Genomic DNA, 18,004 nt, shown 5'->3' with positions numbered 1-18,004 from the left:
CGTTTGCAAGTCAGCTCGCAGCAAGCGTGCTGCAGCATGCCGGGCGCCGCCGGGTCAGGCGCTGGCGCGGACGATCAGTTCGGTGGGAAGCTGGACGGAGGGTGCGCCGCGGCCGTCGACGAGGACGAGCAGCGCATCGACGAGCGCGCGCGCGGCCACGTCGCGCGGCTGGGCGACGGTGGTGAGCGACGGGTGGAAGTAGCTCGATAATTCGATGTCGTCGTAGCCGACGACGGCCACGTCGGCCGGGATGTCTTTCCCCTGCGCGCGCATGGCGTGGATGGATTTCATCGCCAGCAGGTCGCTGCTGGCGAACAGGGCATCGTACGCGACGCCGCGCCGGGCCAGCTCCGCGACGGCCTGGCCGCCGCTCTCGGGCAGGAACGACGATGCCACGTGCAGTTGCGGATCGGGAGACAGGCCGTGCGCGGCCAGCGCTTCGACGTACCCGCGGTAGCGCTGCTCGACTTCGGGCAGGCTCGTGTCGCCGAAGAAGGCGATGCGGCGCCGGCCCTGCGCCAGCAGGCGTTCCGTCGCGAGGCGGCCGCCCGTGACGTTGTCGCCGCCGACCGTCGTGTACAACTGCTGCGGCAGCTGCGCGCCCCAGACGACGAACGGCACGCCGCGCGCGGCCATCTTGTTGAGTTCAGCGTGGTGGCGGCCCTGGCCGATCAGGATCACGCCGATGGCGCGGCCGCCGTCGAACGGCGCGGCGGCGGCGTCGACCTGGTCGGCATCGACGCGCGAGACGAGGATGTCGAAGCCCTGGTCGCTGAGCGCGTCCGCGAGGCTGCCGAGCATCGACAGGAAAAACGGGTCGGACAGCTGCTGGCGCGTGGCCTGCTCGATCGGAATCACGACGGCCACCGTGCGGTTCTGCTGCAGCCGCAGGTTTTGCGCGCCGATGTTGATCGTGTAGTTCAGCGAGCGCGCGAGATCGAGGATGCGGTCGCGCGTTTCCTGGTTGACGAGGGGGCTGTGGCTGAGCGCACGCGAGACGGTCGACGTCGACACGCCCGCGAGGCGTGCGATGTCGGCCATTTGCAACCGCCGGGATGACGTCGTCATTGGGCGACGGTCAGTGGATGCGCGGGACGGTGTCCTTGAACGACGGCCGTTCCGACAGCTTGTCGAACAGGCGCGCCAGGTTCGGATACGCGCTGCGCCAGTCGATGTCCGGGAAGCGGAACGACAGCCAGCCGAGCGTGCAGCCGACGGCGACGTCGGCCAGCGTGTAATGGATCCCCATGCAGAACGGCTGCTCGCCGAGGTTCTCGGACATCACGGCAAGACCGCCGTGCACCTTGCCCATCTGGCGGTCGAACCAGGCCTGGCTCTGCTGCTCGCCCGGGCGCCACGTGCGCTCCAGGTAGGCCAGCACGGCCGCGTCCAGCACGCCGTCCGCGAGCGCTTCCCACACCTTGACGTTGGCGCGGTCGCGGCTGTTCGCGGGCAGCAGCTTGCACACGGGCGTCAGCGTGTCGAGGTATTCCGCGATCACGCGCGAGTCGTACATCGTGCTGCCGTCTTCCATCACGAGGCACGGCACCTTGCCCAGCGGGTTCGACGCAACGATCTTCGTTTCCGGCGCCCAGACGTTTTCCAGCTCGAACTGATAGTCGAGCTTTTTCTCTGCCAGGACGACACGCGCCTTGCGCACGTAGGCACTGGTGAAGGAACCGATGAGTTTCATAAATGCTCAGTCATGTGGATTGGCAGACAGTATAACATCGGCCTATCGCCCGCCAAACGCCGGCGAAACGCCCGCAACGGTGGCCAAATGAGACTTGACAAAGCGGCCAACCCCAGCCTGCCGATGGTAGAATCTCATTTTTGCACTCACCGCCTCCCTCCTCCCATGACCTCTACCGCATCCTCCTCGACCCTGTCGGCCCTGTCCCCGCTGGACGGCCGCTACGCCGCCAAGACCGACAAGCTGCGTCCGATCCTGTCGGAAGCCGGCTTCATGCACCACCGCGTGAAAGTGGAGATCGCCTGGCTGCAGGCGCTGTCGCAGGCCGGCTTCGCCGAACTGAAACCGTTCTCCGCCGACGCATCCGCCCTGCTGGACAAACTGGCCGCCGACTTCTCGGACGCGGACGCCGCCCGCATCAAGGACATCGAGGCCGTCACGAACCACGACGTGAAAGCCGTCGAGTACTGGCTGAAGGAACAAGTGAAGGACGTGCCGGAACTGGTCGCCGCTTCCGAATTCATCCACTTCGCATGCACGTCGGAAGACATCAACAACACGTCGCACGGCATGATGCTGAAGGCTGCCCGTGACGGCGTGCTGCTGCCGTCGCTGCAGGCCGTCATCGCCAGGCTGACCGAGATCGCCCACACGAACGCCGACCTGCCGATGCTGTCGCGCACGCACGGCCAGACCGCGAGCCCGACCACGCTCGGCAAGGAATTCGCGAACGTCGTCGCCCGCCTGCAGCGCGCCGTGAAACGCATCGCGGACGTGGAAATCCTCGGCAAGATGAACGGCGCCGTCGGCAACTACAACGCGCACCTGTCCGCGTATCCAGGCTTCGACTGGCCGGCGTTCTCGAAGAACGTCATCGAACAGCGCCTGGGCCTGACGTTCAATCCGTACACCATCCAGATCGAACCGCACGACTACATGGCCGAGCTGTTCGACGCGATCTCGCGCACGAACACGATCCTGCTCGACCTGAACCGCGACATCTGGACGTACGTGTCGCTCGGCTACTTCAAGCAGAAGCTGAAGGCCGGCGAGATCGGCTCGTCGACCATGCCGCACAAAGTGAACCCGATCGACTTCGAGAACTCGGAAGGCAACCTGGGCCTGGCCAACGCCGTGCTGCGCCACATGGCCGACAAGCTGCCGGTCTCGCGCATGCAGCGCGACCTGACCGACTCCACCGTGCTGCGCAATATCGGCGTCGGCTTCGGCTACGCGCTGCTCGCATACGACAGCTGCCTGCGCGGCCTGAACAAGCTGGAAGTGAACCCGGCGCGCCTGGAGCAGGACCTGGACGCGAACTGGGAAGTGCTGGCCGAGCCGGTGCAGACCGTGATGCGCCGCTACGGCATCGAGAACCCGTACGAGCAACTGAAGGAACTCACGCGCGGCAAGGGCATCACGCGCGACGCGCTGCAGGAATTCATCGGCAAGCTGGCGATTCCGCAGGATGCCAAGGATCTGCTGCTGGCCATGACGCCGGCGAATTACACTGGTCTGGCGGCGCAGCTGGCGAAGGCTATCTAAGCATCACGCGGATAGCGCCGCGAAAACTGATACGTCGCCCCCGCGCAGGCGGGGGCCCAAGTTCTGTATGCGTCTCGACAGCTCGTACAAAATTGGGTTCCCGCCTGCGCGGGAACGACGGGCTTATCTCTCCCACGTGAATTTCACGCCCACCGTCCTTGGCACCTCGGTCCGCACGGACGCCACGCCATATTCCGCGTGGCCGCCGTTCAAATTGGTCCCGATCACCGACAACGCCATTCCCGGCGCAAAACGCCAGTCGAAGCGGGCATCGACGGCCCAGTAAGCCGGCACGTTCGGCAATCCCAGCGCGCCGTTGCGGCGCACGGCCAGTTCCAGTTCGCGCGCCGCGTCGATCGCGTGGCTGGAACGCAGCTGGGCCGTGCAGGCCGGATCGCGGCCCGTCGTCATGAGGCTGCCCTGGTCGCGGCTGCCCGGCTTCAACGCGAATTCCTCGTGCAGCAGCGTCGCACCGGCCGACAGGCGCCACGCCTGCGTCATCTGCACATTGCCCCACGCCTCCAGGCCGCGCGCCCGGCCTTCCATCAGGTTGCCGAACACGATCTGCCCGGCAGGCGTGACGTCCTGCGTGCGCAAATGGTCGTACAGGTTGCGGAAAGCCGTCACGGAATACGACGCGATCTGCCCCGCCTGGCCGCGGTAGCCCAGTTCGAGCACGCGCGCGGTCTCCGTCCGCACGCCCCGGCCACCCGCCAGCAGGTAGGGCGGCGCACCGGGCACGTACGCGTCCACGTCCAGCCGCGACGGCGCGCGCACGGTGCGCGACACGGCCGCCCAGAACGCGTGCATCGGCGTGGCGCGCCAGGACAGGCGCACGTTCGGCAGGAATTCCGTGCCCGTGTACGGATTGCGCTCCCAGCGCACGCCGGCCGTGGCCCTCAGGTCGTCGCGCAGGGCCACCTCGTCCTGGGCGAACAGGCTGGCCCAGGTCTGCGTGTCGCGCGCGGGCAGGAAGGCGACGAAGCGGCTGTTGTCGACGCGGTCGCGGCTGGTGCGGTATTCGCCGCCCCACACGATGCTGTGCCGGCCGTGCGCGGGCAGCGCGTGCTGCAGCTGCAGGTCGAGGATGCCGACGGCGTCCGTGAACGTGGGCGGCACCTTGCGGTAGCGGTAATCGTAATACGCCTGCGCGGTCACGCTGCCGCCGCCGTCGAGCACATGTTCCCACCGTCCCGTGACGTTCGCGCCGTGCAGCTGGATGTCGTCCAGGCCCGTGCCGGCGCCCCGCGCCGCGATGACGCCGGGCGCCGGCTGGCCCTCGCGTCCGCGCCAGGCATTGGCGTTGACGCTGAACCGCTCCGCGCCCCGTTCCCAGTCGCCGCGCCAGCCGACCTGGCCCTGCGTCCAGTCGTCGTCGATCGCGCGGCCGGAGGCGAGTTCGCTGTGCCCCAGTCCGAACGCCTTGCCGTAGGCGCGCCAGTGGCCGCTGTCCATCGCGCCGCCGTGGCGGAACGCGGCCTGGGCGCCGTCGACGTCGGCGCGCAGCACGAGCAAATCTCCCTGGGTGTCGCGCGCGTGACGGGTCGTGATGTTGATGACGCCGTTGACCGCATTCACGCCCCATAACGTGCCGCCGGGGCCGCTGATCACTTCGATGCGCTCGACGTCTTCCAGCATCACGTCCGGCTCGTCCCAGAACATGCCGGAGAACAGCGGCGAATAGACCGAGCGGCCGTCGATCATCACGAGCAGCTTGTTGGCCGGGCTGTTGCTCGTGCCGTTCATGCCGCGCGCGGAGATGAAATAATTCGCGTTGCTGCCGCGCGCGACCTGCAAATTGGGCGCGAGGTTCAGCGCCTCGACGAGGTTGCGGGCGCCCGAACGGCGGATGTCATCCGCCGTGATCACGTACACGGAGGCCGGCGCGTCCTGCAGGCGTTCGGGCCGGCGCGAGACGGACGTGACGTCGATGTTGGCCAGTTCTTCGATCGACAGGTCGGCGAACTCGGCCCGACGCGCCGCTTCCTCGGCATGCGCCGGCAAGGTCAGCATCAGCGCCGCCACGAACAGGGGCAGACCGGGCGTGTGGGTCATTATGTTTTATAAATCCGTTTTCTTGACATTTTACCTTCACGCATGCAGACATGGCATATGCGCTACGGATTATCCCACTGGCTGAACAAAGTTATCCGTATGGATAGCTTCCGCGCAATATTTGGAACCGTTAAAGTATCCCTATTGCAAATCCACAGCTACCCGCAACTCATGCTAGTGTGCGGGGTAGTTTGGTAATATTTAGTTCTAATTCGTACTAATTCATCGGAGACCCGTCATGCAGCGCTACACCACGACCGCCATCGTGCTTCACTGGCTGATCGCCGTGCTGATCATCGGTGCGTTCACGCTGGGTCTCGTGATGACGGACATTCCCGGCATCTCGCCCACCAAGCTGAAGTATTTTTCGTGGCATAAATGGGCCGGCGTGACCGTGCTGCTGCTCGCCACGATCCGCCTGCTGTGGCGCCTGAAGAACCGCCCGCCGGCGCTGCCCGACTCGATGCCCGCGTGGCAGCGCGGCGCCGCCCACGGCCTTCATCATCTGCTGTACGTGCTGATCTTCGCCGTGCCGCTGTCCGGCTATTTCTACACGCTGGCGGCAGGCTTCCCGGTCGTCTGGTTCGGCCTGTTCCAGCTGCCGGTGTTCATCGCCAAGAACCCGGCGCTGGCCGACACGCTGAAGCCGATCCACTACTGGCTGAACATGGTCATGGCCGGCCTCGTCGGCCTGCACGTGGTCGCCGCCCTGAAGCACCAATTCGTCGACCGCGACGGCACGCTCGGACGCATGCTGCCCGGCCGTTCCCACTGAAGGAGAAAATCATGAAATTCACCCGTGGCGGCCTCGCTGCCGTATTGGCCGGCGTGACGCTGATCGCCAGCGCCGTCCCCCTGAAAACGGATGTCGCACACAGCAGCGTCTCGGCCGTGTTCAAGCAGATGAACGTGCCGGTCGAATCGAAATTCAAGAGCTTCAACGCGCAGATCGACTACGACGCGGCGCACCCGGAAAAAGCGACGGCGCGCGTGGACATCGACACGGCCAGCTTCGACATCGGCGAGGCCGAGTACAACAAGGAAGTGGCCGGCAAGGACTGGTTCAACTCGGCCAAGTTTCCGAAGGCAACCTTTGTCTCGTCCGCCATCAAGCCGGCCGGCGCGGGCAAGCTCGCCGTCTCGGGCAAGCTGACCATCAAGGGCCGGGTCCAGGACGTGACCTTCCCGGTCACCATCAAGCCGGAAGGCGGCAAACAGGTTTTCGAAGGGCAACTGCCGATCAAGCGGCTGGCCTTCAACATCGGCGAAGGCGAGTGGAAGGACACGAGCATGGTCGCCGACGAAGTCGTCATCAAATTCCGCGTCGCAGCGGGACAATAAATATCATCAATCGTTAAAGGATCGTCTTACATGAAATTCAAGCACCTCGCCCTCCTGGCCGTCGCCTTCGCTTCCAGCGCCGCCTTCGCCGCCGACACCTACAAGATCGATTCGAACCACACCTACCCGAGCTTCGAGGCCGACCACTTCGGCGGCCTGTCGAACTGGCGCGGCAAGTTCGACAAGACGGAAGGCAGCATCGTCGTCGACCGTGCGGCCAAGACGGGCACCGTCGACATCACCATCGACGCGAACAGCCTGGACTTCGGCCACGCCAAGATGAACGAGCACGCCAAGGGTCCGGACATGTTCGACGTGGCCAAGTACCCGAACGCCACCTACAAGGGCAAGATCGTGTTCAAGGGCGACGCACCGTCCACCGTCGACGGCGAACTGACCCTGCACGGCGTGACCAAGCCGGTCACCCTGCACATCAATTCGTTCAAGTGCATCCAGCACCCGATGCTGAAGCGCGAAGTGTGCGGCGCCGATGCGTCGGCCACGTTCAACCGTGCCGATTTCGGCGTGGACTACGGCGTCAAGATGGGCTTCAAGCCGGAAGTCAAGCTGGCGATCCAGGTCGAAGCCGTCAAGCAGTAATCTGGCCGTACCCAAACGAAAAAGCCCCGCGGCCGAGCTGGCCGCGGGGCTTTTTCATTGACGCGATCGATTAACGGCCGTCGCGGTCCGAGTCACCCGGGATGGCGCGTTCCACGCGATCCCACGCGGCGCGGCTGGCCGACTTGGCCTGCTCCCACGACAGGCGCGAATGGCCCTTCACGCGATCCCACTCGTCGGCCATGTGCGGCTCGGCCAGGTCGTAGGACGGGAAGCGGCGGGCATTGTTGTAGCCCAGCGCATACGCCGGCGAATAATCGTCGTACGTGTAGCCCGTGGTGTAGTACGGCTGCGTTTGGTAGTTCGAGCGCCAGTACGCATCCTCTACCGTCGGATTCACGAGGTGGCCGGCGCCCTTGCCGACCATGCCGCCGGCGATGCCGCCGATGGCTGCGCCTGCCGCCATGCCGACCGGGCCGCCCACGGCGCCGATTGCCGCACCGGCTGCAGCACCGCCGCCCGCGCCGACGCCGCCGGCCAGGTTGTGCTCATGCAGGTCGTCGCCCGGTTTCGGGTTCACGACTTCGCCCGCGCCCTTGCCGGCCATGCCGCCCGCGATACCGCCGATGGCTGCGCCCGCGACAGTGCCGATCGGACCGGCCGCGCTGCCCACGGCGGCACCGGTCAGTGCGCCCGCACCCGCGCCCGTGCCCTGGGCCAGGTTGTGCTCATGCAGACGGTCTTCCGAATGCGGATTCACCACTTCGCCCGCACCGCGGCCCGCTGCGCCGCCGGCCAGGCCGCCGATCGCGGCACCGGCCAGGGCACCGACCGGACCTGCCACGGAGCCCGCAGCCGCGCCCATTGCGGCGCCGGCGCCGGCGCCCGTGCCCTTGGCCAGATAGTGTTCGCCCAGGTCGTCGCCCGATTTGGGGTTGACGACTTCGCCCACGCCCTTGCCGGCCATGCCGCCGGCGATGCCGCCGATCGCGGCACCCGCCGCCATGCCGATCGGACCGCCGGCCGCGCCCAGTGCGGCGCCGGTGGCGGCGCCCGCGGCGGCGCCGATGCCGGTGCCGATCACGTGCGAGCCGCCGTTATCGGTGAAGGTCTGGTTCAGGTAGGCAACGTCCTCGTCCGAACGCGGCGTCACGCCCATCACGATGCCGCCGTTGTTGATGCCTTCCTCGTAGTGCTTGACGCGTTCTTCCGGGATGCCGGCGCCGATCAGCGCGCCGATCAGGCCGCCGGTGATGCCGCCCGCGCCCGCGCCGGCCAGTGCCGCTGCCAGCGGACCGGCGACGACGAGGCCTGCACCCGGGATCACGAGCGAAGTGCCGATGGCGGCCACGCCGGCCAGCACGGCGCCGATGGTGCCGCCGATACCTGCGCCGGCAGCGGCGCCTTCCGCGGCCTTGCTGCCCAGCTCAGTTTCGGTATCGGAGAAATGGGTCTTGCGGGTCGTGTCCGACATCATCAGGTTGACGTCGTCCTTCGTATAGCCGCGGGTGGAGATGGCGCTGTAGGCGCGCTCCGCGCTGGCGCGGTCGGGGAACAGCCCGGTCACCATGCGGTTCTGCTTGTTCTGCTCGTTCGTGCTGTTGTCGAAAATAGCCATGATGAAATCCTTTCAGTAATCGAAGCGGTCCGGGGTGTAGTGTTCACTTGGTGCAAAGTGGCTTAAACGATATGCCTGCCGAGCAAGGCGCTTCTGTTCGGTGACGCACCGTGTTGGGGACATTCCGCACAACAAGAGAACGTCGCCGCAGTTTGCGCGTCTAACGTTCGGCAACGCACCGACCCGGTACCGTGTGCATCAATAGACTTTGCACATGGCCTCGGCATTCAATTGGCCTGGAGTATGTTTTTTCCAACTTGAGGAGGACTCAACATGTTATTCATTATCTGGATCGTTGTTGGTGGTGTGCTCGGCTGGCTCGCCAGCATGATCATGAAGACGGATGCTGAGCAAGGCATGATTCTCAATGTCGTGGTCGGTATCGTGGGAGCCTTCCTGGGTGGCTGGCTGCTGTCCCCGCTGTTCGGTAGTGGCACCATCAACTCCGATGACTTCAGTGTGTCGTCGCTGCTGGTCTCGTTCCTGGGCGCTGTGATCCTGCTCGCAATCGTGAATCTGCTGCGTCGCGGCCGCGTCCGCTAAGCAGGTGCAAGCCCCGCTTTGAAAACCAACGTCGGCTGGCGTTGGTTTTTTTACGTCTTAAAGTCGAACTCATGCGTATCAAACGTCCCATGGTCGTCCTCATCACCTGCATCGCCACGCTCGTGGCAGGCTTGCTCGTGCTGAACTTTGCACCCGGCGAAAAAAAGATCGACACGCAGCTCACGCGCCTGTACGACACGGACGATCCGCAATTCCGGCGCTCGCTGGGCGTGCTGCTGGGCCCGCCCATCATCGAGGGCAACAAGGCCGAAGTGCTGCTCAACGGCGACAAGATTTTTCCCGCCATGCTGGACGCGATCCGCTCGGCGCAAAAGTCCATCAGCTTCGAAACCTATATCTACTGGGAAGGCACGATCGGCCGCGAATTCACGGACGCGCTGTCGGAACGGGCGCGCGCCGGCGTCAAGGTGCACGTGCTGCTCGACTGGATCGGCAGCATGAAGATCGACGACAAGTCGCTCGACGAGATGCGCCGCGCCGGCGTCGAAGTGCACCGCTACCACAAGCCCGTCTGGTGGAAGCTCGCGCGCCTGAACAACCGCACGCACCGCAAACTCCTGATCGTCGACGGCAAGGTCGGCTTCACGGGCGGCGTCGGCATCGCGGACAAATGGCGCGGCCACGCCCAGGATCCCGAGCATTGGCGCGATTCGCATTTCCGCGTGGAAGGCCCGGTCGTCGGCCAGATGCAGGCCGTGTTCAACGACAACTGGACCAAGGCGACCGGCGCCGTCCTCGACGGGCCCGCCTACTTCCCGGCCCTCGTCGCGCAGGGCGACATGCCCGCGCAGATGTTCTCCAGCTCGCCCACGGGCGGCAGCGAGAGCATGCACCTGATGTATTTGCTGGCCATCACGGCGGCGCGCCGCACAATCCACTTGTCGAACTCGTACTTCGTGCCGGACGAACTGGCCGTGAAGGCGCTCGTTGCGGCGGCGAAACGGGGCGTGGACGTGCGCATCATCACGCCGGGTCCCATCATCGATTCCGACATCGTGCGCGCCGCCTCGCGCGAGCGCTGGGGCGAATTGCTGGAAGCCGGCATCAAGATGGCCGAGTACCAGCCGACGATGTACCACGTGAAGGCACTGGTCGTCGATTCGCTGCTCGTCTCGGTCGGCTCCACCAATTTCGACAACCGCTCGTTCATCCTCAACGACGAGGCCAACCTGAACGTGCTCGATCCTGACTTTGCCAAGCAACAAGAAGCTGTCTTCGAAGACGACTGGAAACACGCGCGCCCCATCACCTTGCAGGCGTGGCAAAACCGTCCATTCATGGAGAAAATCGGCGGCAAGCTGGCCGACCTGATCGGGGCGCAGCTATAAAGGACTAGCCATGAAACAAACCCTCATTGCGCTCGCGATTGTCGCCTCGTTTTCCGCACAGGCCGACGAGGGCATGTGGATGCCGCAGCAGCTGCCGCAAATCGCGCAGCAACTCAAGGCCGCCGGCCTCAAGCTCGACCCAAGCACCCTGACCCGGCTGACCGCGTTCCCGATGGGCGCCGTCGTGAGCCTGGGCGGCTGCTCGGCGTCGTTCGTGTCGCCGCAAGGCCTCGTGATCACGAACCACCACTGCGTGTACAACAGCGTGGCCGTGAACTCCACGCCGCAGCGCGACCTGCTCGCCGACGGCTTCCTCGCGAAGACGATGGCGGAGGAACTGCCCGCCGCGCCGGGCAGCCGCGTGTTCGTCACGGAGGAAGTCGCGAACGTCAGCACGCGCGTGATCACGCCCGACGTCGCGGCACTGACGGGCAAGGCGCGCCTGGATGCGATGGAGAAGAACCAGAAAATACTCGTCGCCGAATGCGAGAAGGATGCCGGCTACCGCTGCACCGTCGCGAGCTTCTACGGCGGCCTCGAGTTCTACCGCATCAAGCAGCTCGAGATCCGCGACGTGCGCCTCGTGCACGCGCCGCCTGGCGGCATCGGCAAGTTCGGCGGCGACACGGACAACTGGATGTGGCCGCGCCACACGGGCGACTACGGCTTTTATCGCGCCTACGTCAGCCGCGACGGCAAGGCCGCGGACTACGCGAAGGACAACGTCCCGTACCGCCCGAAGCTGTGGCTCAGGATCGCGCAGGACGGCGTGAAGGAAGGCGATTTCGTCATGGCCCTCGGCTACCCGGGCCGCACGAACCGGCACCGCCTGCCGTCGGAAGTGGCGTTCACGTTCGACTGGAATTATCCGGCCTTCGTGAAGGCGTCGGCCGAGACGCTGGCCGTCATCGAACGCGAGACGAAGAACGACCCCGCCGCGCACCTGAAGTACGCGGGCCAGATCGCGAGCGTCAACAACTACTACAAGAACCGCAAGGGCATGATCGCCAGCTACGAAGGCAGCGACATCCTCGCGCGCAAGACGGCCGAGCACAATGCGCTGAAGGCCTGGGTCGCCGCGGACCCGCAGCGCAAGGCCGAATTCGGTGCGGACATCGAGGCGGTCGAAAAACTGATCGCCCGGCGCGACGCCGACTCGCGGCGCGAGTTCTTCCTCGGGTATTCGGTGCCGCGCTTCCTGAACTCGGCGCGCACCCTGTACCGCCTGGCCAACGAGCGCACGAAGCCGGACATCGAACGCAAGTCCGGCTACCAGGAACGCGACCTGCCGCGCCTGGCGTCCGTCATCGGCGGCCAGGACCGCACGTATGACGAAAAAGTCGACAAGGCCCTCGTGTTGAACTTCCTGAAGCAGTACAACGCGCAGCCGGTCGACCAGCACGACGCCGCATTCGACGGCGCGCTGGGCATCGGGCCGGGCATGAGCGAGGCCGAGCTGACAGCGGCGCTGGACCGCATCTACGCGGGCTCGCACCTGCAGGACAAGGAGGTGCGCACGGCGTGGCTGACGAAGACCCCGCAGGAATTCAGGGCCAGCAGCGACAGCTTCATCAAGGCCGCCGTCGCGATGTACGACGCCGACATGAAACGCGAGGCGGACGAGGACGAACTGGCTGGGCGCATCCAGAAGACCTACGCCAGCACCATGAAGGCGAAGATCGCGTACATGAACAGCAAGGGCCGCGCCGTCTACCCGGATGCGAACAGCACCCTGCGGGTCACGTACGGCAACGTCAAGGGCCGCGACTACGGCGCCGACGGCACCGGCTCATGGACCGCGTTCACGACCGTGAAGGGCGTCGTCGCCAAGCACACGGGCGAAGGCGAGTTCAATGCGCCGGCGCGCCAGCTGGCCGCCATCCGCGCGAAGGACTTCGGCCGCTGGGCCGATCCGAAGCTGAAGACGGTGCCCGTCGACTTCCTCGCCACGCTGGACATCACGGGCGGCAACTCGGGATCGGCGGCATTGAACGCGCGCGGCGAACTGGTGGGCCTCGCGTTCGACGGCACGCTCGATTCGATCATCTCCGACTGGGATTTCGATCCGCGCGCCACGCGCGACATCCAGGTCGACGTCCGCTACATCCTGTGGAACATGGAGAAGGTCGACCATGCGGACAACCTTCTCAAGGAGATGGGCGTGCTGTAATTAGTCGGCCTTGGAGCGCTGCAGCGAGTTCTCGAGTTCCGCCATGCCGGACGGCAGATCCACGGTCGCGCCCAGGTCGCGCATCGTGCTGCCCAGCGCGTGCACCGTGCGGAACAGGTGATGCGCGCGGCACTGCTCGCCCATCTGCCCGATCCTGACGATCGGCAGGCCGAAGGAGCCCGAGATCTCGACCTGGTAGCGGCTCGAGATCGTGGAGCAGACGGCCTGGTTGGTGATGCCCTCCGGCAGATTGATCCCGACCACCGAATTGAGCCGCGATTCCGCGGGCGCGAACAGGGACAGGCCCATCGCCTCGATGCTGTCCTGCAGCGCGGTCGAGCAGCGCAGGTGGCGGGCGAACCTGACGGGCAGCGTTTCTTCGCACACGAGGCGCAAGGCTTCGTGCAGCGCCAGCACGCCCGACACCGGCGCCGTGTAGTGGTACGACGCCTTGTGCCAGAAATTCTCGGCCAGCAGGGCGTCCAGGCACCAGTGCGTATTCGGCGTCGGCCGTTCGCGGATCCGGCTCCACGCGGCGTCGGAGAACGCGAGCAGCGAGACGCCCGGAATCGACGACAGCCCTTTCTGCCCGCCCGTGATCACGGCATCGACCTGCCAGTCGTCCATCTCGAACGGCGTCGTGCTGAGCGTGCACACGGCATCGACGATGACGAGGCAGCCCCGCGCCTTCGCCAGCCGCGCGATGTTCTTCACGTCGTTGTTGAATGTGGTGTTGGACGTTTCGCCCTGGACGAGCGTCAGGCAGTGCGGCCGGTGTTCGTCCAACAGCGCTTCCAGCCGGTCCAGCGACATCGAGTGCGGGAAGATCTCGTTCATCGTGACGACGTCGGCCCCCGCGCGGCGGCTCATTTCCGCCATGCGGCCGCTGAAGAAACCATTGCAGATCGAGAGCACGCGCGTGCCGGGCCAGACCAGATTGCAGATCGCCATTTCCATCGCCGCCGATCCGGGACCGGCCACGCCCAGCACCCAGTTGGAGCGGGTCTGGAAGACGTAGCGCGCCATGTCCTTGACCTGGGTGATGATCTTCGCCATGGTCTCGCCCAGGTGGTTGATGACCAGCGAATTCGCGCGGGCCACCGCGCTGGGGATCGGCACCGGGCCGGCGCCCATCATCAATAGCGGATCGTCCGGCAGGATGGCGCTGAGATGGTCGACGCGGGGCGGGAGGATGTCGTTGCGGGATGGCTGGAGGTTGGAATGGTTCATGGTGGGCTCGATCGGTTGACAGTCGAACAAGTGTATCAAGTATTCCATCCGCGCCGTCTGCATCTCATACCGCGCAATGCGCAATCCATGCCATCGGGCCTGCCGGCCCGGAGCCGATTCCTTACACTGCCTGCACATCACGCATAAGGAGAATCGGTATGAAGCGGATCTGGATCTGGGCACTGCTCGCCGTCGCATGCGCGAACGTGCGCGCGCAAGACGACAACATTCAGGAAGTGCGGACGCAGGCATGGACGCAAGCCCGCGCCATCGTGGCGGACCTCGATAAAATCGTCGCGCCGCACGGCGTGCAGGAATCGTACAAGACGCGCATCGGCGGCATCGACCAGTGGTTCACCGTGCGCGGCCAGGAGCGCGACAACCCGATGATCCTGTTCGTGCACGGCGGCCCCGCGTCGCCCGTCACGCCGACCCTGTGGCAGTTCGAACGCCCGCTCGAGGAATACTTCACGATCGCGAACTGGGACCAGCGCGGCGCCGGCAAGACGTACGGCGAGACCGATCCCGCGCAGGTCGCGGACACGATCCACATCGACCGCTACGTCGACGACGCCATCGAAGTGGCCGAGCACCTGCGCCGGCGCTACGGCAAGAAGAAGCTGATCCTGATGGGCCACAGCTGGGGCACCATCGTGAGCATGAAGGCGGCGCTGAAACGTCCGGACCTGTTTTATGCCTACGTCGGCATCGGCCAGGTGATCAGCGTGCGCGAGAACGAGCGGATCAGCTTCGACTACGCGCTGGCACAGGCGAAGGCGCACAAGAACGAGGAAGCGCTGCGCGACCTGCAGTCGATCGCGCCCTACCCCGGCAACCAGCCGATCACGCGCGAACGCATCATCGTCGCGCGCAAATGGCCGCAGTACTACGGCGGATTGAGCGCCTACCGCAGCGAGTCGGCCTATTATTTCGACGGCCCGCGCCTGTCGCCCGAATACGATGCGCAGCAGGTGAAGGACATCGACCAGGGCAGCCTGCTCACGCTGGGCCGCATCCTGCCGGAGTTCGTGCAGGTGGACTTCTCGAACGTGAAAAGCTTCCCGATCCCGGTGGTGATGTTCCTGGGCCGGCACGATTACACGACGCCGACGGCACCGACGGAGGCGTGGCTCAGGCAGGTCAAGGCGCCGAAGAAGCAGGCCGTGTGGTTCGAGCGGTCGGCGCACATGGTGCCGTGGGAGGAGCCGGGGAAGACGCTCGTCAGTCTGCTGACGTACGTCCGTCCGCTGGCCCGGTAGTCAGGCTTCGCGCAGGTGCAGGATGGGGAATGGCCGTCCCGCCGCGTCGAGCGCCGAACGCCCCACCTGGACGAAGCCGCATTGCAGGTAGAAGGCCAGCGCCTGCGGGTTCTGTTCGTTCACGTCGACGCTGAGCGCGCCCTTGAGGCGGCGCGCATGGGCGAGCAGCATCGTGCCCACGCCCTTGCGGAAGTGTTCCGGCGCGACGAACAGCGCTTCGACCGCGGCGCCGTCCAGTCCCATGAAGCCGGCCGGTGCGCCGGGCGCGAATTCGAGGACCCAGATTTCCAGTCCCGGCAGCACGACGTCGCGCACGATGGGCACCAGGGCCTGCACGTCGTCCTCGCCGAGGAAAGCGTGCGTCGCCCGCACGGACGCGAGCCAGAGCGCGAGCAGGTGCGGATGGTCCGCCGCGCAGGCGGGGCGGAGCGCGGGTGCCGTCATCAGTGCGTCAACTCGGCCTGCGCCGCATTCGCCTTGTTCAACCGGCTGTTCCGCATCCCATACCCGAAATACGTGAGAACGGCCACCGCCATCCAGATGGTGAACACCGTATAAGTCGTGCTGGACAACCCGCCGACGAGATACAGGCACGCGAGGATCGACAGCCCCGGCACGAGGTAAGGCCCGAATGGCACGCGAAAGCCCTTGCGGCCCGTCTCGCCCTGCTTGCGGCGGATGACCGGCACCGCGATCGACACGACCATGAACGCGACCAGCGTCCCCATGCTCACCATGTCCCACAGGAAGGTGGAGTCGACGAGGCCCGCCACGGCGCCCACGACGATGCTGACGATCAGCGTGTTCGTCACCGGCGACTGCGTGCGCGGATTGACCTTGCGGAAGGCGTTCGGCACGAGGCCGTCCTTGGCGATGGCGTACAGGATGCGCGTCTGGCCGTAGATCGTCACCAGCGTCACCGAGAACACGGAGATGACGGCGCCGGCCGACAGCACGAGCGCCGGCCATGCCTTGCCGGTCACGTTCTGCAGGATCACGGCGAGGCCCGCTTCCTGGCCCGCGAACATCGACGCCGGCTGGGCGCCAAGGGCCGCGATCGCGACCAGCATGTAGAACACGGTGACGATGCCGAGGGCGGCCAGGATGCCGATCGGGACGTCGCGCGTCGGGTCCTTGACCTCCTCGCCGGCCGTGGCGATGGTGTCCAGGCCGATGAACGAAAAGAACACGGTGCCCGCGGCCGCCGTCACGCCGGCCAGGCCGCCGACGCCTTTGCCGTCCGCCGGCCAGACGAACGGGTGGAAGTTGTTGATGTCGAAGCCGGACAGCGCGATCGCGGAAAAGAACACGAGGATCGCCAGCTTGATCAGCACCATGATGGCGTTCGTCGTCGCCGATTCCTTGGTGCCGCGGATCAGCAGGACGCAGCACAGCACGACGAGCAGGATCGGCGGCAGGTTGATGTGCCCCGTGTGGAATTCGACGCCGCCGTTCTTGCCCGCGACGACCAGGGGCGAGCGCAGCGCGTCGGGGATCTGCCAGCCGAGCGCGTTCTGCAGGAAGTTGTTCAGGTAATCCGACCAGCCGATCGCGGTCGCGCTGGCGGCCAGGCCATATTCCAATAGCAGGCAGGCCGCGACGATGAACGCGGCGAACTCGCCCACGGTGGCGTAGGCGAACGAATACGAGGAGCCGGCGGCCGGCACGCGGTTGGCCAGTTCGGCATAGCACAGCGCGGTGAGGCCCGCGGTGACGGCGGCCATCAGGAACGACAGCACGACGGCCGGACCGGCCTTCGGCACCGCTTCCACCATCGTGAAGAAGATACCGGTGCCGATCGTGGCACCGACGCCGATCATCGTCAGGGGAAACAAGCCCAGCGAGCGGCCCAGGGCGTGGGCATGGCCGTCATCGAGCTTGTGCTCGGACGTCTTGGTACGAAAGAGCTTTTGGCCCAGTGTCTGGTTCACGTCGTCGTCCTCTTGGCGCGGGTAGCGCTGTTGTCTTATCCAAAGTCCGCGATTATAGGGCCAGTTCCCGGCACTGCTTTCACTGCGGGAAAAAAAATACTTCCGCTAAACATGCATTTTTAATGCAGATTTAGGTAGAATACGCACATGGAGTTAGAATACGCTCGTAACCACTGAGCTGATCCGATGCGACTCACCCGATTCTCCGATATTGGCCTGCGTGTCCTGATCTATCTGGAACGCGCGGGAGAACGTCCGCATCCGGTAACGGTGGCCGAGATCGGCAAGCAATTCGACATCCCGCTGAACCACCTGGTCAAAGTGGTCGGGCAACTGGCCAAGCTGGGCTGGGTGCAGGCGACCCGCGGACGCAACGGCGGCCTGCGCCTCGCCGCCGATCCCGCCACCCTGACGATCGGCCAGGTACTGCGCAAGCTGGAAGGCGAAGACGACGAGCTGGTCGACTGCGACGGCACGGACTGCGCGCTGAAGATGGATTGCCAGCTGCGCGGCATGCTGCGCGCCGGCATGCGGGCGTTCTACGACGCGATGGACCGCTACACGCTGGCCCACGCGACCGCCGGCGGCACGGGCGAACAGGTGGTGCGCATGCATCGCATGTTCTGGGATAGCGCAGCGGCGAAAACCGCCGTGGCCCTGCCCGAGCCGGTGAGTGAGGATTAACTTCAATATTGATGGCAAGCCCGCTGTG

At 65.7% G+C, this 18,004-nt stretch carries 16 protein-coding genes; 9 read left to right on the top strand and 7 right to left on the bottom strand.

Annotated elements, in window-relative coordinates:
- Positions 1 to 54 precede the first annotated feature (54 nt).
- Complete coding sequence (locus ACEN9H_RS00425; protein ID WP_413673402.1) at positions 55 to 1,041, bottom strand: LacI family DNA-binding transcriptional regulator; 987 nt, start codon at positions 1,039 to 1,041, stop codon at positions 55 to 57.
- A 37-nt stretch (positions 1,042 to 1,078) separates the two neighbouring features.
- Complete coding sequence (locus tag ACEN9H_RS00420; RefSeq protein ID WP_413673401.1) at positions 1,079 to 1,693, bottom strand: glutathione S-transferase family protein; 615 nt, start codon at positions 1,691 to 1,693, stop codon at positions 1,079 to 1,081.
- A 165-nt stretch (positions 1,694 to 1,858) separates the two neighbouring features.
- Here ACEN9H_RS00420 and purB point away from each other — a divergent pair, with 165 nt between their 5' ends.
- Complete coding sequence (gene purB, locus ACEN9H_RS00415; RefSeq protein ID WP_156403889.1) at positions 1,859 to 3,238, top strand: adenylosuccinate lyase; 1,380 nt, start codon at positions 1,859 to 1,861, stop codon at positions 3,236 to 3,238.
- A 123-nt stretch (positions 3,239 to 3,361) separates the two neighbouring features.
- On the opposite strand, the gene ACEN9H_RS00410 is transcribed toward purB, so the two are convergent.
- Positions 3,362 to 5,293: a TonB-dependent receptor plug domain-containing protein gene (locus tag ACEN9H_RS00410; protein ID WP_413673400.1), complete on the bottom strand. Its 1,932-nt coding sequence runs from the start codon at positions 5,291 to 5,293 to the stop codon at positions 3,362 to 3,364.
- A 238-nt stretch (positions 5,294 to 5,531) separates the two neighbouring features.
- Here ACEN9H_RS00410 and ACEN9H_RS00405 point away from each other — a divergent pair, with 238 nt between their 5' ends.
- Genes ACEN9H_RS00405 through ACEN9H_RS00395 form a run of 3 tightly spaced genes read left to right on the top strand, consistent with a single transcriptional unit; the run spans position 5,532 to position 7,234 of the window.
- On the top strand, positions 5,532 to 6,068 hold the full coding sequence (locus ACEN9H_RS00405) for a cytochrome b (RefSeq protein WP_160410669.1): 537 nt from the start codon (positions 5,532 to 5,534) through the stop codon (positions 6,066 to 6,068).
- A gap of 11 nt (positions 6,069 to 6,079) precedes the next feature.
- On the top strand, positions 6,080 to 6,634 hold the full coding sequence (locus ACEN9H_RS00400; protein ID WP_160410670.1) for a YceI family protein: 555 nt from the start codon (positions 6,080 to 6,082) through the stop codon (positions 6,632 to 6,634).
- Between the two features lie 30 nt (positions 6,635 to 6,664).
- Positions 6,665 to 7,234, top strand: a complete 570-nt coding sequence (locus ACEN9H_RS00395) for a YceI family protein (protein ID WP_056123841.1) — start codon at positions 6,665 to 6,667, stop codon at positions 7,232 to 7,234.
- 70 nt (positions 7,235 to 7,304) lie between these two features.
- Here ACEN9H_RS00395 and ACEN9H_RS00390 read toward each other — a convergent pair whose 3' ends face one another.
- On the bottom strand, positions 7,305 to 8,810 hold the full coding sequence (locus ACEN9H_RS00390; protein WP_413673399.1) for a hypothetical protein: 1,506 nt from the start codon (positions 8,808 to 8,810) through the stop codon (positions 7,305 to 7,307).
- Between the two features lie 273 nt (positions 8,811 to 9,083).
- Between ACEN9H_RS00390 and ACEN9H_RS00385 the strand changes: the two genes are divergently transcribed.
- The 3 genes from ACEN9H_RS00385 to ACEN9H_RS00375 all read left to right on the top strand — a co-directional run bounded on the left by ACEN9H_RS00385 (position 9,084) and on the right by ACEN9H_RS00375 (position 12,872).
- Complete coding sequence (locus ACEN9H_RS00385) at positions 9,084 to 9,353, top strand: GlsB/YeaQ/YmgE family stress response membrane protein (protein ID WP_056123834.1); 270 nt, start codon at positions 9,084 to 9,086, stop codon at positions 9,351 to 9,353.
- Positions 9,354 to 9,424: 71 nt separating this feature from the next.
- On the top strand, positions 9,425 to 10,702 hold the full coding sequence (cls, locus tag ACEN9H_RS00380; protein WP_413673398.1) for a cardiolipin synthase: 1,278 nt from the start codon (positions 9,425 to 9,427) through the stop codon (positions 10,700 to 10,702).
- A gap of 10 nt (positions 10,703 to 10,712) precedes the next feature.
- Positions 10,713 to 12,872, top strand: coding sequence for a S46 family peptidase (locus tag ACEN9H_RS00375; protein ID WP_413673397.1), 2,160 nt, complete (start codon positions 10,713 to 10,715; stop codon positions 12,870 to 12,872).
- Here ACEN9H_RS00375 and ACEN9H_RS00370 read toward each other — a convergent pair whose 3' ends face one another.
- On the bottom strand, positions 12,873 to 14,102 hold the full coding sequence (locus ACEN9H_RS00370) for a pyridoxal-phosphate-dependent aminotransferase family protein (RefSeq protein ID WP_413673396.1): 1,230 nt from the start codon (positions 14,100 to 14,102) through the stop codon (positions 12,873 to 12,875).
- A 158-nt stretch (positions 14,103 to 14,260) separates the two neighbouring features.
- On the opposite strand from ACEN9H_RS00370, the gene ACEN9H_RS00365 reads away from it, so the two are divergent.
- On the top strand, positions 14,261 to 15,361 hold the full coding sequence (locus ACEN9H_RS00365; RefSeq protein ID WP_413673395.1) for an alpha/beta fold hydrolase: 1,101 nt from the start codon (positions 14,261 to 14,263) through the stop codon (positions 15,359 to 15,361).
- Here ACEN9H_RS00365 and ACEN9H_RS00360 read toward each other — a convergent pair whose 3' ends face one another.
- Together ACEN9H_RS00360 and ACEN9H_RS00355 are read right to left on the bottom strand one after the other, a co-directional pair.
- Complete coding sequence (locus tag ACEN9H_RS00360) at positions 15,362 to 15,805, bottom strand: GNAT family N-acetyltransferase (protein ID WP_413673394.1); 444 nt, start codon at positions 15,803 to 15,805, stop codon at positions 15,362 to 15,364.
- The gene (locus ACEN9H_RS00355; protein WP_413673393.1) at positions 15,805 to 17,292 is read right to left on the bottom strand and encodes an APC family permease; all 1,488 of its coding nucleotides are present in this window, start codon (positions 17,290 to 17,292) and stop codon (positions 15,805 to 15,807) included. Before ACEN9H_RS00355 ends, ACEN9H_RS00360 begins: the two co-directional genes overlap by 1 nt.
- 186 nt (positions 17,293 to 17,478) lie before the next feature.
- Between ACEN9H_RS00355 and ACEN9H_RS00350 the strand changes: the two genes are divergently transcribed.
- Complete coding sequence (locus ACEN9H_RS00350; protein ID WP_413337067.1) at positions 17,479 to 17,976, top strand: RrF2 family transcriptional regulator; 498 nt, start codon at positions 17,479 to 17,481, stop codon at positions 17,974 to 17,976.
- Positions 17,977 to 18,004 lie beyond the last annotated feature (28 nt).

The sequence above is a fragment of the Massilia cellulosiltytica genome, from assembly GCF_047325105.1.
In the GTDB taxonomy this organism is placed as follows: domain Bacteria; phylum Pseudomonadota; class Gammaproteobacteria; order Burkholderiales; family Burkholderiaceae_D; genus Telluria; species Telluria orientalis.
Note: the sequence above shows the minus strand (reverse complement) of the source record. Positions and strands in the feature narration are given on the sequence as shown.

What these genes read in the sequence shown, in the direction of transcription:
- ACEN9H_RS00425 (WP_413673402.1), bottom strand. Translation starts at nt 1,041, where the DNA reads ATGGCCGACATCGCACGCCTCGCGGGCGTGTCGACGTCGACCGTCTCG.
- ACEN9H_RS00420 (WP_413673401.1), bottom strand. Translation starts at nt 1,693, where the DNA reads ATGAAACTCATCGGTTCCTTCACCAGTGCCTACGTGCGCAAGGCGCGT.
- purB (WP_156403889.1), top strand. Translation starts at nt 1,859, where the DNA reads ATGACCTCTACCGCATCCTCCTCGACCCTGTCGGCCCTGTCCCCGCTG.
- ACEN9H_RS00410 (WP_413673400.1), bottom strand. Translation starts at nt 5,293, where the DNA reads ATGACCCACACGCCCGGTCTGCCCCTGTTCGTGGCGGCGCTGATGCTG.
- ACEN9H_RS00405 (WP_160410669.1), top strand. Translation starts at nt 5,532, where the DNA reads ATGCAGCGCTACACCACGACCGCCATCGTGCTTCACTGGCTGATCGCC.
- ACEN9H_RS00400 (WP_160410670.1), top strand. Translation starts at nt 6,080, where the DNA reads ATGAAATTCACCCGTGGCGGCCTCGCTGCCGTATTGGCCGGCGTGACG.
- ACEN9H_RS00395 (WP_056123841.1), top strand. Translation starts at nt 6,665, where the DNA reads ATGAAATTCAAGCACCTCGCCCTCCTGGCCGTCGCCTTCGCTTCCAGC.
- ACEN9H_RS00390 (WP_413673399.1), bottom strand. Translation starts at nt 8,810, where the DNA reads ATGGCTATTTTCGACAACAGCACGAACGAGCAGAACAAGCAGAACCGC.
- ACEN9H_RS00385 (WP_056123834.1), top strand. Translation starts at nt 9,084, where the DNA reads ATGTTATTCATTATCTGGATCGTTGTTGGTGGTGTGCTCGGCTGGCTC.
- cls (WP_413673398.1), top strand. Translation starts at nt 9,425, where the DNA reads ATGCGTATCAAACGTCCCATGGTCGTCCTCATCACCTGCATCGCCACG.
- ACEN9H_RS00375 (WP_413673397.1), top strand. Translation starts at nt 10,713, where the DNA reads ATGAAACAAACCCTCATTGCGCTCGCGATTGTCGCCTCGTTTTCCGCA.
- ACEN9H_RS00370 (WP_413673396.1), bottom strand. Translation starts at nt 14,102, where the DNA reads ATGAACCATTCCAACCTCCAGCCATCCCGCAACGACATCCTCCCGCCC.
- ACEN9H_RS00365 (WP_413673395.1), top strand. Translation starts at nt 14,261, where the DNA reads ATGAAGCGGATCTGGATCTGGGCACTGCTCGCCGTCGCATGCGCGAAC.
- ACEN9H_RS00360 (WP_413673394.1), bottom strand. Translation starts at nt 15,805, where the DNA reads ATGACGGCACCCGCGCTCCGCCCCGCCTGCGCGGCGGACCATCCGCAC.
- ACEN9H_RS00350 (WP_413337067.1), top strand. Translation starts at nt 17,479, where the DNA reads ATGCGACTCACCCGATTCTCCGATATTGGCCTGCGTGTCCTGATCTAT.